Source organism: Kitasatospora sp. NPDC086791 (genome assembly GCF_040685975.1).
Lineage (GTDB): Bacteria > Actinomycetota > Actinomycetes > Streptomycetales > Streptomycetaceae > Kitasatospora.
Genome location: NZ_JBFBOC010000033.1, coordinates 1 through 13803 on the forward strand (window position 1 = coordinate 1; position 13803 = coordinate 13803).

Consider the following 13803-nt stretch of genomic DNA (forward strand, 5'->3'; position numbering starts at 1 on the left):
GGGACGGCGGACCGCACGGAGGGGCGTCCGGTGCCGGCGTCGTGCACCTCGATCCGCAGCCGGTCCCCGATGACGGCGAACCGGACCTCGATCAGCCGGTCGGCGGGCGCGTCGGAGTGCTGGACCGCGTTGGCGAAGAGTTCACCGAGCAGCAGCTCGGCGACATCGGCGTAGCGGTCGCCGAAGGGGAGGCCGGCGAGGTAGGCCCGGAGCAAGTACCGGGCCAGGGGCGTGAATTCGGTCCGCGAGTCGAGCCGGGCCGCGAACGTGCGGGGGCGGTGGGTTTTGAGCATGGCGAAGGACCTCAAGGGAGGATTGCGTGAGATTCGAATGCGCTGTGCGCCCGGGTACGCCTGGTTCGATGTCATCCAGTGTCCCGGCGGCGCGACTTGGGCGTCGATTGAAGGGTGGATCTGCTCTTCGGACGGTCCTCTTCCGTGCGCAGCTGACGCCCTCCGGCACCGGCGGTAGCCGCCTCTCAGGGTTCCACGCGCCGGACATGAGGACCTCCGAAGGTTGCTATTTGCTTCCGGAGAATCACCGGGCGTAGCCATAGTGGCGTGATGGACCCTACGATTGCCAGCGTCTTACCTATGACAGCAATGTCATGTGAAGGAGCTGAAGGATCATGGCTGAAGCCGATGTTGACGCCCAGGCATCGCCACAAGTCCGCTTTGGCCAGGAACTCCGCAGGTCACGACGGGCAAGACGGTGGTCACAGACCGAGGCAGCCAGGCATCTAGGGTACTCGGGCGCGCACATCTCATATGTCGAGAACGGGAAGCGCTCCCCAACACGACCGCTGGCTGTTAAGGCCGATGAGGTGTTCGGATCGGGCCAACGGTTCTACGAGTTGTGGCGGCGATTCAGCCGGGCGGCACTCCTGGAGGGATTCGCCGAGTTCGCTGACGCCGAAGCCCGGTGCCGACGGCTCCGAACGGTCGGCCTGATCATCGTCCCTGGCCTCTTGCAGACCCCCGCATATGCGAGGGCGCTTGCACAGGCAGCTGTGAGACGGGGTGCGATCACGCCGACCGAGGCCGATGAACGCACTGACTATCTGGCCCTGCGTCAGGAGGTTCTCGAACAGAAGTGCCCTCCGGTGATTCACGCGGTGCTTGAGGAGGGAGTGCTGCTGCGCCCCATCGGCGGCCCTCAGGTCATGGCCGAGCAGCTGCGGCATCTTGAGGACTTGGCCGAGCGGCCGAACATCACGGTGCAGATCGCTCCGTTCGCCATGGGAGAGAACCTCTCCTTCACGCTGCCGGTGGTTCTGTTGAATCTCCCGGACCACACAGTCGTGGGGTATGCGGAATCAACAGCGAGGGGCCATCTTGAGCGATCCCGCGCAACGGTTGCGGGATGGGAAAGTGACTACGATCAGCTCCTGGTGGAAGCGCTGCCGAAGGCCGCATCCCAGGAGATGATCCGCAAGGCCCGGAAGGAAGACCGATCATGACCGACCGTCTAGACCTGTCCAGCGTTTCCTGGATCAAGTCCTCGTACTCCAACAACGGCGGCGACTGCGTCGAGGTCACTGCCGACGTCCCCGGCCTGACTCCCGTCCGCGACTCGAAGGACCCCCAGGGGCCGGCCCTGCTCTTCCGGGCCGAGGCTTGGGTGTCGTTCGTTTCCGCCGTCCGCAGCGGCGAGTTCGGCGGAGTCTGAACCGAAGCCGTGCGCGTGTGGGCAAGGTGCCGCCCGCGTTACAGCTTCGTCGGCGAGAAGGTGTCGCACTGGGCGAGGTCGCCGCTGCGGTAGCCGGTGGTGAACCAGGCCTTGCGCTGCTCGGAGGAGCCGTGCGTCCACGCCTCCGGGTTGATCTTCCCGGTGGCCTGCTGCTGGATGCGGTCGTCGCCGACGGCCGCGGCCGCGTCCAGGCCCTGGGCGATGTCCTGGTCGGTGAGGGAGGCGATCAGCGGGCGCCCGGTGGAGGGCTGCGGGGTGGTGGTGGCGTGGTGCGCCCACACCCCGGCGTAGCAGTCGGCCTGCAGTTCCAGGCGCACCGAGGCGCTGTTCGCGCCCTGGCGGTCGTTGCCGACCTTCTGCATGGTGCCGGTGAGGGTCTGGATGTGGTGGCCGTACTCGTGGGCGACGACGTAGGACTCGGCGAACGGGCCGCCCTTGGCGCCGAAGCGGCTGGAGAGCTCGTTGAAGAAGCCGAGGTCGAAGTAGGCCTTCTTGTCCCCGGAGCAGTAGAACGGGCCGACCGCCGAGGTCGCCGACCCGCAGGCGGTGGAGACCTGACCGGTGAACAGCACCGTCTCGGCGCTCTTGTACGGGAGGTTGGTGCGGCGCGGCAGTTCGGTGCGCCAGAAGTCCTGCAGGCTGTTGGTGACTGCCACGATCCGGCAGTCCTGGCGCTTGTTGGCGTCCGCGCCGGTCTTGCAGGCCTGCTGCGCCTCGCCGGCGGTGCGCACGCCGCTGGAGGAACCGGAGCCGGAGCCGCTGCCGGAGGACAGGCCCAGCAGCTTCGGGTCGACGCCGAGGACGATCGCGAGCAGCACCGCGATCAGGCCCACGGCGCCGCCGCCGATGGCGACCTTCCCGCCGGGGATGCCGCGCCGGTCGTCCACCTGCGAGGTGTCGAGGTCGCCCTGGTCGTCGAACTGCATTGGTCCTGCCTGCCCGCTGGTGTGGTGGTCCGCGCCGCCGGTGACGGTCTGTACCGCCGACGGCCCGCACAGCCTACGGGCAGCGGCCGCCGGCGCGCCGCAGCGGGGCCTCGGGCGGCCTCGGACGGCGGGCGGCGGGCGGCGGGCGGGCCCGGCGGCGTGCGGCGGGCGGCGGGCGGGCCCGGCCCTCCGGGGAGCGGGAGGGCCGGGCGGCGGGCGTCAGCCGGCGGGCACCGGCCGGCGCCGATCAGCCGGCACTCACCGGCGCCGGCGCGTAGCCGGCCGGGCGGGTGGTGAAGGTGCCCCGGCCCTGGGTGCGTCCGCGCAGGCGGCTCGCGTAGCCGAACAGTTCGGCCAGCGGCACCAGCGCGATCACCTGCGCGGTGGCGCCGCCGCGCGCGGCCGTGGTGGCCCGGACGTGGCCGCGCCGGGCGGCGAGGTCGCCGAGGACCGTGCCGAGCGCGTCCTCGGGCACGGTGACCGTCACCTCCGCGACCGGTTCCAGCAGCCGCATCCGCGAGGCCCGCAGCGCCTCGCGCAGCCCGAGGCGGGCGGCGGTGCGGAAGGCGAGCTCGGAGGAGTCCTTGGGGTGGGTGGCCCCGTCGGTGAGGGTGACGGCCACGCCGGTGACCGGGTGGCCGCCGAGCGGGCCCTCGGCGAGGGCGTCGCGGCAGCCGGCCTCGACGGCCTGCACGTACTCGCGCGGTACTCGCCCGCCGGTGACGGTGGAGGCGAACGTGAACCCGGCCCCGGACCCGCCGTCGGAATCCGCCGGCAGCGGCTGGACGTCGAGCACGAGGTGGGCGAACTGGCCCGCGCCGCCGTCCTGTTTGGCGTGCCGGTGCACGAAGCCGCGCACGCCCTCGACCAGGGCCTCGCGCAGCGCGACCGTCGGCCGTCCGGTGACCGCCTCGACGCCGCTGTCGCGCCGCACCTTCTCCACCGCGACCTCCAGGTGCAGCTCGCCCAGGCCCGACAGGGTGCGCTGCCCGGTCTCGGGGTCGGTGGCCAGGCGCAGCGAGGGGTCCTCCTCGGCGAGGCGGGCCAGGGCGGCGGCGAGCCGGTCGGTGTCGGTGGCGCGGCGGGCCTCGACGGCGACGGTGACGACCGGGTCGGCGCTCACGGGTGCCTCCAGGAGGATGGGGTGGTCGGGGTCGCACAGGGTGGCGCCGACGCGGGCGGTCTTGGGGCCGATGACGGCGACGATGTCGCCGGCGCGGGCGTGGTCGGTCTCGGCGTGGCGGTCGGCCGTCACCCGCAGGATGCGGGCGACGCGTTCGCGGCGGCCGGTGGCGGTGTCGAGCACGGTTGCTCCCTTGTGCAGGGTGCCGGCGTACAGGCGCAGGTAGCTGAGGCGGCCGGTGGGGGCCGCGGTGACCTTGAACGCCAGTGCGGTCAGGGGCTGTTCGGGGTCGGCGGTGCGCTGCTGCGCGCCGTCGGCCGAGCGGACGGGCGGGACGTCGAGCGGGGAGGGCAGGTAGGCGACGGCGGCGTCCAGGAGGGGTTCGATGCCGCGGTTGCGGTAGGCGGAGCCGCACAGCACGACCACGGCCTCGCCGGTGCGGGTGAGTTCGCGCAGGGCGGTGGTGAGGGTGGCGGCGCTGACGGTGCCGTGGGTGCAGAACTCCTCCAGGGCTTGCGGGTTCAGTTCGGCGACGGCCTCCTCCAGGGCGCGGCGGCGGTCGGCGGCGTCGGCGGCGAGGTGTGCGGGCACGGGGGCCTCGGCCGCCGGGGTGCCGTCGTCGTGCCAGGTGAGCGCGCGCAGGCGCAGCAGGTCGACGACGCCGGTGAACGATTCCTCGGTGCCGATGGGAAGTTGGACGGCGAGGGGGTGGGGGTGGAGGCGTTCGCGGATGGAGGAGACGGCGGTGTCCAGGTCGGCGCCGGCGCGGTCGAGTTTGTTGACGAAGGCGATGCGGGGCACGCCGTGGCGTTCGGCCTGGCGCCAGACGGACTCGCTCTGCGGTTCGACGCCGGCGACGGCGTCGAACACCGCGACGGCGCCGTCCAGGACGCGCAGGGAGCGTTCGACCTCGTCGGCGAAGTCGACGTGGCCGGGGGTGTCGATGAGGTTGATCCGGTGTCCGGCCCAGGCGCAGGTGACGGCGGCGGCGAAGATGGTGATGCCGCGGTCGCGTTCCTGGGGGTCGAAGTCGGTGACGGTGGTGCCGTCGTGGACCTCGCCGCGCTTGTGGGTGGTGCCGGTGAGGTAGAGGATCCGTTCGGTGACGGTGGTCTTGCCGGCGTCGACGTGGGCGAGGATGCCGAGGTTGCGGACGGCGGCGATGGCGGCGGTGGCGCTCGTGGTGGCGGTGGTGGTGGCGCTGGTGGTGGTGTCGGTGCGCATGGCCCGGGTGCCTTTCGAGGCGGTTTCCTACGGGTGGGCGCGCGATTCGGCCGGTGCTGACAGTGCGCTGACGTTACGTCAGTTTGGCTCCCGCTGAAGGCCCGTACGGGCACAGCGGGGCGTCGCGGGTTCAGACGGTGGCAGCACGGCTCCGGTGCCGGCCGCGCAGCGGGCACCGGGAGGGCGGGGACACCAGGATCACCTCGTACCGGGAGGCGGGAGAGGGGGCGGCGGCGCTCTGCTTCGGCACGGCCGCTCGCCTCCTCTCTCTCGCCTCGTCCGTCGGTACGGTCCGCCGCGCGTCGGGGCGCGGCTGCGTGGCGAGTGTAGGGAAGGCGGGCCGGGCGGGGCGAAGGGTTTTCCGGTGCCGGGTCTTCCGGTGCCGGGTTTTCCGGTGCCGGGTCTTCCGGGCCCGCACGCCCGTCGCCGCTCGCCGCCGTCGGCCGCGACAATGTGGTCCATGACCAGCACACCGCCGCCTCCGGACCCGCCGTCGCCCTCCGCCCCTCCCCCGCCGGGCTGGGAGAACCCCGACGTCCGGGCCGACCGGCGCCTGGTGGAGATGCTGCAGGAACTGCGGGTGCTGCAGACCGGCGTGCAGATCGTCTTCGCCTTCCTGCTCGGCATCGCCTTCACCCCGCGCTTCTCCGAACTCACCGACGCCCAGCAGGACATCTACATCGCCACCCTGCTGCTGACCGTCATCGCCGCGGCCGTCCTCGCCACCCCCGTCGCCCTGCACCGCGGCCTGTACCACCACCCCGCCAAGGGCCGGATCGTCACCGTCTCCGCCCGCATCGCCCAGACCGGCCTGCTGCTGCTGGCCTCCGCGCTGACCGGTGCCGTCCTGCTGGTCCTGGACTTCGTCCTCGGCCCGGCGGTGGCGGTGCCGATCACCTGCTTCATCGCGCTGATCTTCGGCGCCCTGTGGTTCGTCCTGCCCTGGGCCGTACGCCGCGCCACCACCCGCGACCGCACCTGACACCCGGCACCGGGCACCCGCCCGCGCGCGCCGGGACCGCGCGCCCCGGGACCGCGGCGCCGGCTTCCGCCGCCCGCTTCCGCCGTCCGCGCGGGCGAGTCCGACGCCGGCCGATGACGCTTGTGCGCCGCCGAGTGACCGGACGCCCACAGCCGGACGGGGGGAGGGCGGTTCGTGAGGTGACGTCCGTTGCGAGGGTGGGGTCGCAGCGTTCCCGGTCCGGGGGCGGTTCGGCACCTCGTCTCACCGTTGCGGGTGGTCGAGGACCCCCTCCAGCCAGTCGAAGACCACCTGGCAGTGGCGCTGCGGTGCCATGGGGGAACAGTGCAGCTGGGCGCCCTCGGCCGCGGTCAGTCTGAGGTAGTCCTTCGGGGCCCGCAGCAGGCCGTACATCTCGCCGGGCTGGCCCGCGTAGAACTGCTCGCCCTCGTAGTCCAGGACCAGGGTCGGGGCGGTGATCCGGGGTGCCGCAGCGGTGATGTCCAAGGCGATCACGGCCTGGGCGGGGGTCCAGAAGTCGGTGAGGAGTTCGCCCGCGCGCGCGGCCCGCGTCGCGTCCGGGGCGAAGCCCTCCAGGCGCTTCTGGAGAGTGAACCGGTCGACGGCGGACAGCTGGGGGACGACGTCGTCGTTCCAGATCCGGTTGGTCTTCGCCTTGTCGGCACTGACGATGCCGCGGAGGTCGGCGGGGAAGGCGTCCCACGGCCGGAGGCAGCCGGGCATGGCGACCAGTGCGGCCAGGCGGTGTTCGAAGGCCGCGGCCCGGGGGGCGAGATTGCCGCCCATGCTGAAGCCGGTCAGCGCGATGCGGGTCCGGTCGACCTCGGGGCGCCGGTACAGCCAGTCGATCAGCGGGCCGATGACGCTCTCCCAGCGGCTGCTGAAGGGGATCTCGTCGACGAAGAGCAACTGCCCCTGGCCCGGGCCGTCGTAGACGAGCGCGTTCCAGCCCCGCTCCAGGGCGGCCGGGACGCCGTAGCTCCACATGTCGATGTTCTGGCCGTCGCTGCCGTTGGTCAGGATGACCGTGGGGCGCGGGCAGTCGGAGGAATCGGAGGAGCCGGGACGGAAGAACCAGACCGGCATCCGCGCGCCGCCCCAGGGCACGGTGGCGCGTACCGCGGCCGGCTCGCAGAGCGAGGCGAAGGTGTCCCAGCAGCCGCGGCCGCTGCGGTAGACGGCCTGCTCCCCCGCGCGGCCACTGGTGCCCAGGACGAAGTACAGCGTCTGGGCGTAGCACTGTGCGGCCCGCAGGGAGAGCCACCGTCGGGTCTGCGCGCGGCCGTTCGTGCCGGCGTCGTCGGCCTGCCGGGCCAGCCGGTCGCCCAGGGCACGGAAGGTGTCGGTGAACGTCTGGTAGCCGGCTCCGGCCGCGTTGATCTCGTTGACGGCCGTCAGCACCTCACCCACCTCACCGCCGTGCCGGCCCGCGCTTCCCAGGGCGAAGAGGGCGTTGAAGTTGAGGTCGGCGGCCTCGAACAGCTGCATGGCACCCGGGGCCGGCGAGGCCACGGAGGCAGCGGACGCCGGTGCGGACGCCGCGGCCGGCCGCGCCCCGGCCGAGGCCAGTACCCCGGTTCCGGCCGAGGCCAGGGCCCCGGTTCCGGCGGCGAACGAGGCGAGGACGCCGCGCCGGGACGGGCGGCCGGCGACGGGAGTGCCCTCGGGGTTCATGACGGGGTCCTTTCCGGGAACGACGACGCGCTGGACCGGGACGCCGCCCGGGTGCCGCACGGGCACCGGCACGGCCGTGTCTCCTCGAATCCGCGCCGGCCACGCCGTCGTACCGCTTCGTCGAGGTGGCGGCGCGAGCCCGCGGTCTCCCGGCGAGCCTCGCGACCGTGCCCGTGACCGTGACCGTGCCCGGTCAGGCTACGCGTCGACCACGCGACCGTCCGGGGAGGCGCCACCGGGCGGCGCGTCGGCGGGGCCCAACCGGGCGCGGTCACGGGGAATTCGGTTCGGGCCTGAACCGTCCTTCCCGGGAACGCCGTTGGCATGAACAGAGGCACCTGGAGGTGCTTTCTCGTCACAACGGGTCGCGGGCGGCCTGGAGTCGCTCGCGGGGGAAAGGGGAACGATGAGGAAGACCAGGACGACGAAGCGGATCGTGTCGCTGTTCGGGGCCGCGCTGGCGCTCGCTGCCGTCAGCGGTGTGACCACCGCGACCAGCGCGTCCGCCGACGTCAACAGTGAGTGGAACTGCTCGCGCAACCCCGGTGGTTGGGACCACATGAACTGGGGGAACTGCCTGCTGCCCGGCGACTCGCTCGTCTCGGCGAACGGCGCCTACCGGCTGATCTACCAGAGCGACGGCAACCTCGTGCAGTACGACCGCTGGGGCACCGCGATCTGGGCCAGCGCCACCAACGGCGGCGGCGCGGGCAAGGCGATCATGCAGTACGACGGCAACTTCGTCGTGTACGACACCTTCAAGAACGCGAAGTGGTGGTCCGGCACCAACTTCAACTGCAACCCCAGCGCCAACTGGATCCGCCTGCAGAACGATGCGAACCTCGTGGTCTACCGCCCGCACAACGGGGATGCCTACAGGCCGGTCTGGTCGACCCAGTACGGAAAGGTCGGCACCTGCTGATGCCGGACCGGACCGGCCGCTGAGCCACCGTGAGCACCGGGAGTGGGAAGTCGGCGGCTCCGACGTCCCGCTCCCGGCCGCCGGGCCTGACGGCTGCGCGACCTGGTGGCCGAACGGCCTGGTCGCCGGGGCGGATCGCCGGTAGCCTGCGCGTTCATGAGGCGCCCGTGGATCATGCCGGTCCTGTTCGTACTGTGCGGCTCGGCCGTCGCGGCCGGGATGGCCGCCCGGGGGAACCTCGCGGCGGGCGGCGCGTTCCTGCCGGTGTTCCTGCTGGCCGCCTTGCTGAACTCGCCCCTGGCCTTCCCGCGGTCGATCAGTGCGGCGCAGGCGCAGCGCCGCGGCGCGGTCGACGGGCGGCCGGTGGTCTTCTGGCGGCCGGGCTGCGTGTACTGCCTGCGGCTGCGGCTCCGGTTGGGCCGCGACGCCCGTCGGCTGCACTGGGTCGACATCTGGCGCGACCCGGAGGCGGCGGCCGCCGTGCGGGCGGTGAACGACGGCAACGAGACCGTGCCGACGGTCTTCGTGGCGGGCCGGCCGCACACCAATCCCCCGGTGGAGTGGGTGCGCGCGCGGCTTTCCCCGTCCGCGTGAGCGCAGCCGGCGCCCCTTGCCCCCTGCCGGGCGGGCCCGGTCAGGCCGGGGTGGCGAGGAGGGCGTCGGTGGCGGTGACGGTGACGCCCAGGCGGCGGAGGGCCTGGAGCGCGGCGGTGTGGGCGGGAGCGGAGTGGGCGGTGACGGCGTCCTCGGCGACGGTGGTGGGGTAGCCGAGGGTGACGGCGGTGCGGACGGTCTCGCCGACGCCGTACTCGGTGCTGATGCCCGCGACGACGAGGGCGGTGGCGCCCAGGCGGCGCAGGCGTGCGGCGAGGTCGGTGCCCTCGAAGGCGTCGATGCCGTACTTGGTGACGACCTCGTTGCCGGGGCGGGCGTCGACCTCGGGCGCGAAGCGGTTGGGGGCGGAGTCGGGGCCGCCGTCGCTGCCGTCGATGCGGGCGTAGCGGACCAGGACCACGGGCCGGGCGGCGGCTTCGAAGGCGGTCTTCAGCCGGGCGGCGGAGCGGACCACGGCGGCGCCGGTCAGTGGGGCGGCGGGGCGGTTGACGATCCAGTGCTGGAGGTCGACCAGCACCAGGACGGTGCCGGGGGCGGGGATGAAGGCGGCGGGGGTGTCGGTCATCGGGACTCCGTCGGGTGTCGGCCGACCCGGGCGGGCCGTGCCGTTCGGTCGGTGCCGTTCGGCGGGTGTCGTTCAGTCGGTGCCGCGCAGGGCGGCCGTGGCGCGTTCCAGGAGCGCGCGCAGCTGGGCCCGTTCGGCCGGGTCGAGGGCGTCGGCGAGGCGCTGTTCGACGCCGCGGGCCAGGGCGTCGGCCTTCTTCGTCAGCGCGCGGCCGGTCCGGGTGAGCCTGGCCACGAGGACCTTCTGGTGGACGCTGGAGGTCTCGCGGGTGATCAGGCCCTTGGCCTCCAGGTTGGCCAGGACCGTGGTCATGGTCTGCGGCGTGACCATGCACGCGCGGGCCAGCTGGGCGCCGGAGCTGCCGGAGGACTGCTGGAGGACGAGCAGGGCCACGTACTGGGGCACCGTCAGGTCGACGGTGCGCAGCACGCGGGTCTTCTCGGCGATGAGGGCTTGTTCGGCGCGTTTGATGGCGTGGCCGAGGCGGTCGTGGACGTCGGGCGGGGTCGTGGCCGGGTGGTCGGTGCTGTGGTCGGTCATCGTGGTCGCCTTCCTGGCCGGCCCCCGGTCGTGGATTGTTCGTGCTTTACGTTATATCAGTATCCTGATACTCCGCCAGGCCCGTCCGGGCGGCGTGCCGGCGGGCGTGCCGGTAGGCGTTCCGGCAGGATGGGTCGGCATGGAACGTGTGCTTGGAATCGGCGGGTACTTCCTGCGGGCCGCCGACCCGGCGGCGCTGGGCGCCTGGTACCGCGACTGCCTGGGCCTGGACGCGGACGACAACGGGCTGTGGCGTCAGGAGGGCGGACCGACGGTGTTCGCGGCGTTCGAGTCCGGGACGGACTACTTCGGCTCGCGGGCGCAGCAGAGCATGCTCAACTTCCGGGTCCGCGACCTGGACGCGATGCTCGCGCAGCTGCGCGCCAAGGGCGCGGACGTGGCCGGGCGGACGCAGGACATGGCGGGTGTGGGCCGGTTCGGCTGGGTGACCGATCCCGAGGGCAACCGGGTCGAACTGTGGCAGCCCGCCTGAGCGGTGGGGACCGCCTGCGGCCGCCACCGTCCGTGCGGGCGTTCGCCGTTCGCGCCCGCGGCGCGGTCCGCCCGCGTGCGAGAATGAGCGCCATGGCGTCGACACTGCCGCTCGAGGAGAGACTGCGGGCCGAACTCGGCGTACCCCGAAGGGTCCTGGCGCTGGAGAGCAGTCCGCGGTCGCGGGTGTGGCGGGCGGAGCTGTCCGGTGCGCCGGTGGTGGTCAAGCAGCTGGTCGACGCGCCGGAGGCCGACGAGCGTTACGCCCGCGAGGTGGCCGGCCTGACGCTCGCCGCCCGGGTCGACCCGCCGGTGGTGCCGCGGCTGCTGGGCACCGATCCGGCGCGGCGGGTGCTGGTCCTGGAGTACCTGGAGCACCGGCGGCCCGCCGAGGACTGGCTGGTCGACTACGCCGCCGCCCTGGCCCGTCTGCACGCGGCCACCGGCCCCGGTGACGCGGGCGTGCTGCCCGCCTGGTCCGGGCCGACCGCGGGCGACGTCGATGCCTTCCTCGCCTTCGCCGCCGCCCTCGGCGTCCCGGTGGCGTCCGGTGTCCGGGCCGAGCTGGACGCCCTCCTGGGCCGTCTGCTCGCCGCGCCGGGGCACGCCCTGCTGCACGGCGATCCCTGCCCCGGCAACGACCTGCACACCGGCGGCGGTGTGCGGTTCATCGACTTCGAACAGGCCTCGCTGGGCAGCGGCCTGGTCGAACTCGCCTACCTGCGGATCGGGTTCCCGACCTGCTGGTGTTCCACCGCCCCGCCCGCCGCCCTGCTGGACGCGGCGGAGGCCGCCTACCGCGCGGCCTGGCGCGGCGCGACGGGCACCGGGGCCGGGGCCGGTCCCGCCGATCTCACCGACGCGTGCGCGGGCTGGCTGCTGCGGGGGGACGCTCTGGTCCAGCGGGCCGAGCGCGGGGGCGTCGACCACCTGGCCCGGGCCGTGGAACGGGACTGGACCTGGGGCACGGCGACGGCCCGGCAGCGGCTGGTCCACCGCCTCGACGTCGTCGCCGGGGCGGCCGCCGACGGTGGTGACCGTGGTGAGCTGCGCGGGCTGGGGCGGCTCGCGGCGGACCTGCGCCGGAGCATGCTCGCGCGGTGGCCGCGCCTGCGGCCACTGCCCCTGCTGCGACCGTAGGCACCGGCCCGCCCCGGGGCTTCCGGGCGAAACCGCTGGAGCGGCGGCGCGCGGGCGGGGAGACTGCGGGAATGGACACTCCCGTACCGGACCTGCGCGTCCGCACCGTCGTGCCCGACTACGCCGGCATGCATCCCCTGGTCGCCGACCTGGTGCTGCCCGAGGGCGCGTCGATGTCCGTGATGAGCGCGCTGGAGACCTCCCGTGAGCTGATCCGGCACTCCTACTACCGGTACGAGTTCGCCACCGTCGCCGTCACGCACGCGCTGTTCGCCGTGGAGCAGGTCCTCGCCGAACGCCTGGCCGACGAGGACGCCCCGCCGGGCGAGCTGGTCCGGCGGGCCGCCGACGCGGGGCTCGTCTCGGCCTACCTGGCCGGCGAGTTGGAGCGCGGCCTGCGGCTGCGCGAGCGGATCGCGCGGGGCGCCGCGACCAGTGCCGTCGTCAATCCGCTCCGGGCCGTCGACCTGGTGCGCGCGGTCTTCGACACCGTCGCCGTGCTGCTGCGCCCGGCGGCGCAGGCGGCCGGGACGGGCGGCACCAGCGGCACGGGCGACGCAGGAGGCGCGGGCGGCGCGGAGGATCCGCGCGAGCGCCTCGCCCGGCTGTGGGAGGAGCACCGCAACGCCCCGTTCCCGGCGAGCTTCCGCGGGGTGGACATCGACGGCGCGGACCTGGTCCTCCTGGACGCCGACGTCGCCGGGCTCGTCCAGCGCGAACTGGAGGGCGGCCTCGACGGCGAGGGCGTCGCGGCCCTGCGGGCACGCATCGCCGCCCTGCGCGCGGTCGTGCCGCTGCTCGACGAGGAGTACTGCGCCGCCTACTTCACCCGGCTGCGCACCGCCGCCGACCTCGCGGCGGCCCGTCACCTGCCGCCCGCGGCCTGAGCGCCCCGCCCGCGGACCCATGGACCCGGGCCTCGTCCGGCGGGTAGTCACCCCCGCGGCGACGGCGGCCGGCGGCCGTCCCTGCGCTCCCCGATCGCCGATCGCCGATCGCCGCCATAGCGTTCACTCCACACCCATTGCAATGAGCAAGTCTCCTGTCGTTGCGTTATCGACAGATCCGTTGCAACACTTTCGCGCTCTCCACCTGCAGTGATGGCTATTTGACGCAACAGCAGCGTTGTCCGTCCATGGAAAGCAACGTAGCGTTTCCATCGTCAGAAACGACGACCGGACAGCGAACGCACAGGAGAGCACCATGCAGACCTTCGCCACCACCGCCCCGATCACCGCCGTCCTGGACCTCCCCGCCGGACGCGTCCAGCTGATCGCCGCCGACCGCGCCGACACCACCGTCGAGGTCCGCCCGGCCGACCCCGCCAGGAACCGCGACGTCCGCACCGCCGAGCAGACCACCGCCGTCTACCGCGACGGCGTGCTGCGGATCCACACCCCCGAGACCGGGAACGCCCTCCTCGGCCCCGGCGCCGTCGAGGTCACCCTCCGGCTGCCCGCCGGCTCCCACGTCGAGGCCCGCACCGCCGCCTGCGAACTGCGCGTCGTCGGCCGCCTCGGCGACCTCGCCTTCGACGGCGTCCACCGGCAGGCCAAGATCGACGAAGCCGCGAGCGTGCGCCTGACCGCCACCGACGGCGACATCGGGATCGGCCGCCTCACCGGCCCGGCCGACATCACCACCGCCCGCGGCGACATCCGCATCACCGAGGCCCACCACGGCACCGTCACCCTCACCACCCGCGCCGGGGACATCACCGTCGGCGCCGCCCCCGGCGCGTGCGCCGCCCTCGACGCCGCCACCGCCCACGGCCGCATCGCCAACGCCCTGCGCAACGACGGCACCACCACCCTCGACATCCGCGCCACCACCTCCCACGGCGACATCACCGCCCACAGCCTCTGACCGACGAGCACCGACGAGCACCGGCGAGCACCGGCGACCCCGGAC

At 73.5% G+C, this 13803-nt stretch carries 15 protein-coding genes; 9 read left to right on the top strand and 6 right to left on the bottom strand.

Features of this window, described 5'->3' with window-relative positions:
* The coding region (locus AB0Q99_RS28945; protein ID WP_363576518.1) for an ATP-binding protein at positions 1–293 on the bottom strand (293 nt) is incomplete at its 3' end.
* Between the two features lie 335 nt (positions 294–628).
* On the opposite strand from AB0Q99_RS28945, the gene AB0Q99_RS28950 reads away from it, so the two are divergent.
* A complete protein-coding gene (locus tag AB0Q99_RS28950; RefSeq protein ID WP_363576519.1) occupies positions 629–1459 on the top strand; it encodes a helix-turn-helix transcriptional regulator in 831 nt (276 codons plus the stop codon).
* Positions 1456–1668, top strand: a complete 213-nt coding sequence (locus tag AB0Q99_RS28955) for a DUF397 domain-containing protein (protein WP_363576520.1) — start codon at positions 1456–1458, stop codon at positions 1666–1668. Before AB0Q99_RS28950 ends, AB0Q99_RS28955 begins: the two co-directional genes overlap by 4 nt.
* A 38-nt stretch (positions 1669–1706) precedes the next feature.
* Here AB0Q99_RS28955 and AB0Q99_RS28960 read toward each other — a convergent pair whose 3' ends face one another.
* Positions 1707–2615 carry a neutral zinc metallopeptidase gene (locus AB0Q99_RS28960; RefSeq protein WP_363576521.1) on the bottom strand — a complete coding sequence of 303 codons (909 nt, stop codon included), beginning with the start codon at positions 2613–2615 and terminating at the stop codon, positions 1707–1709.
* Positions 2616–2862: 247 nt separating this feature from the next.
* Complete coding sequence (gene fusA, locus AB0Q99_RS28965; protein ID WP_363576522.1) at positions 2863–4962, bottom strand: elongation factor G; 2100 nt, start codon at positions 4960–4962, stop codon at positions 2863–2865.
* Positions 4963–5422: 460 nt separating this feature from the next.
* Between fusA and AB0Q99_RS28970 the strand changes: the two genes are divergently transcribed.
* Entirely contained in the window at positions 5423–5944 is a 522-nt protein-coding gene (locus AB0Q99_RS28970) for a DUF6328 family protein (protein WP_363576523.1), read from the top strand.
* A gap of 243 nt (positions 5945–6187) precedes the next feature.
* Here AB0Q99_RS28970 and AB0Q99_RS28975 read toward each other — a convergent pair whose 3' ends face one another.
* Positions 6188–7618: an alpha/beta hydrolase gene (locus tag AB0Q99_RS28975; protein ID WP_363576524.1), complete on the bottom strand. Its 1431-nt coding sequence runs from the start codon at positions 7616–7618 to the stop codon at positions 6188–6190.
* Positions 7619–8024: 406 nt separating this feature from the next.
* On the opposite strand from AB0Q99_RS28975, the gene AB0Q99_RS28980 reads away from it, so the two are divergent.
* Together AB0Q99_RS28980 and AB0Q99_RS28985 are read left to right on the top strand one after the other, a co-directional pair.
* Positions 8025–8540, top strand: coding sequence for a hypothetical protein (locus tag AB0Q99_RS28980; RefSeq protein WP_363576525.1), 516 nt, complete (start codon positions 8025–8027; stop codon positions 8538–8540).
* Between the two features lie 156 nt (positions 8541–8696).
* Positions 8697–9134, top strand: coding sequence for a glutaredoxin domain-containing protein (locus AB0Q99_RS28985; RefSeq protein ID WP_363576526.1), 438 nt, complete (start codon positions 8697–8699; stop codon positions 9132–9134).
* Positions 9135–9174: 40 nt separating this feature from the next.
* On the opposite strand, the gene AB0Q99_RS28990 is transcribed toward AB0Q99_RS28985, so the two are convergent.
* Positions 9175–9720 (bottom strand): isochorismatase family cysteine hydrolase, encoded by a 546-nt coding sequence (locus AB0Q99_RS28990; RefSeq protein WP_363576527.1) that lies wholly within the window; start codon positions 9718–9720, stop codon positions 9175–9177.
* Between the two features lie 72 nt (positions 9721–9792).
* A complete protein-coding gene (locus AB0Q99_RS28995) occupies positions 9793–10260 on the bottom strand; it encodes a MarR family transcriptional regulator (RefSeq protein WP_363576528.1) in 468 nt (155 codons plus the stop codon).
* 139 nt (positions 10261–10399) lie between these two features.
* Between AB0Q99_RS28995 and AB0Q99_RS29000 the strand changes: the two genes are divergently transcribed.
* From AB0Q99_RS29000 to AB0Q99_RS29015, 4 genes are all read left to right on the top strand, one after another.
* Positions 10400–10753: a VOC family protein gene (locus AB0Q99_RS29000; protein WP_363576529.1), complete on the top strand. Its 354-nt coding sequence runs from the start codon at positions 10400–10402 to the stop codon at positions 10751–10753.
* A 92-nt stretch (positions 10754–10845) separates the two neighbouring features.
* Positions 10846–11892 carry an aminoglycoside phosphotransferase family protein gene (locus AB0Q99_RS29005; RefSeq protein WP_363576530.1) on the top strand — a complete coding sequence of 349 codons (1047 nt, stop codon included), beginning with the start codon at positions 10846–10848 and terminating at the stop codon, positions 11890–11892.
* A gap of 71 nt (positions 11893–11963) precedes the next feature.
* Positions 11964–12779 (top strand): hypothetical protein, encoded by an 816-nt coding sequence (locus tag AB0Q99_RS29010; RefSeq protein ID WP_363576531.1) that lies wholly within the window; start codon positions 11964–11966, stop codon positions 12777–12779.
* A 316-nt stretch (positions 12780–13095) separates the two neighbouring features.
* Positions 13096–13758 (top strand): DUF4097 family beta strand repeat-containing protein, encoded by a 663-nt coding sequence (locus tag AB0Q99_RS29015; protein WP_363576532.1) that lies wholly within the window; start codon positions 13096–13098, stop codon positions 13756–13758.
* Positions 13759–13803: the final 45 nt, after the last annotated feature.

Excerpts from the sequence above, each read along its gene's own strand:
- AB0Q99_RS28950 (WP_363576519.1), top strand. The coding sequence starts at position 629 with ATGGCTGAAGCCGATGTTGACGCCCAGGCATCGCCACAAGTCCGCTTT.
- AB0Q99_RS28955 (WP_363576520.1), top strand. The coding sequence starts at position 1,456 with ATGACCGACCGTCTAGACCTGTCCAGCGTTTCCTGGATCAAGTCCTCG.
- AB0Q99_RS28960 (WP_363576521.1), bottom strand. The coding sequence starts at position 2,615 with ATGCAGTTCGACGACCAGGGCGACCTCGACACCTCGCAGGTGGACGAC.
- fusA (WP_363576522.1), bottom strand. The coding sequence starts at position 4,962 with ATGCGCACCGACACCACCACCAGCGCCACCACCACCGCCACCACGAGC.
- AB0Q99_RS28970 (WP_363576523.1), top strand. The coding sequence starts at position 5,423 with ATGACCAGCACACCGCCGCCTCCGGACCCGCCGTCGCCCTCCGCCCCT.
- AB0Q99_RS28975 (WP_363576524.1), bottom strand. The coding sequence starts at position 7,618 with ATGAACCCCGAGGGCACTCCCGTCGCCGGCCGCCCGTCCCGGCGCGGC.
- AB0Q99_RS28980 (WP_363576525.1), top strand. The coding sequence starts at position 8,025 with ATGAGGAAGACCAGGACGACGAAGCGGATCGTGTCGCTGTTCGGGGCC.
- AB0Q99_RS28985 (WP_363576526.1), top strand. The coding sequence starts at position 8,697 with ATGAGGCGCCCGTGGATCATGCCGGTCCTGTTCGTACTGTGCGGCTCG.
- AB0Q99_RS28990 (WP_363576527.1), bottom strand. The coding sequence starts at position 9,720 with ATGACCGACACCCCCGCCGCCTTCATCCCCGCCCCCGGCACCGTCCTG.
- AB0Q99_RS28995 (WP_363576528.1), bottom strand. The coding sequence starts at position 10,260 with ATGACCGACCACAGCACCGACCACCCGGCCACGACCCCGCCCGACGTC.
- AB0Q99_RS29000 (WP_363576529.1), top strand. The coding sequence starts at position 10,400 with ATGGAACGTGTGCTTGGAATCGGCGGGTACTTCCTGCGGGCCGCCGAC.
- AB0Q99_RS29005 (WP_363576530.1), top strand. The coding sequence starts at position 10,846 with ATGGCGTCGACACTGCCGCTCGAGGAGAGACTGCGGGCCGAACTCGGC.
- AB0Q99_RS29010 (WP_363576531.1), top strand. The coding sequence starts at position 11,964 with ATGGACACTCCCGTACCGGACCTGCGCGTCCGCACCGTCGTGCCCGAC.
- AB0Q99_RS29015 (WP_363576532.1), top strand. The coding sequence starts at position 13,096 with ATGCAGACCTTCGCCACCACCGCCCCGATCACCGCCGTCCTGGACCTC.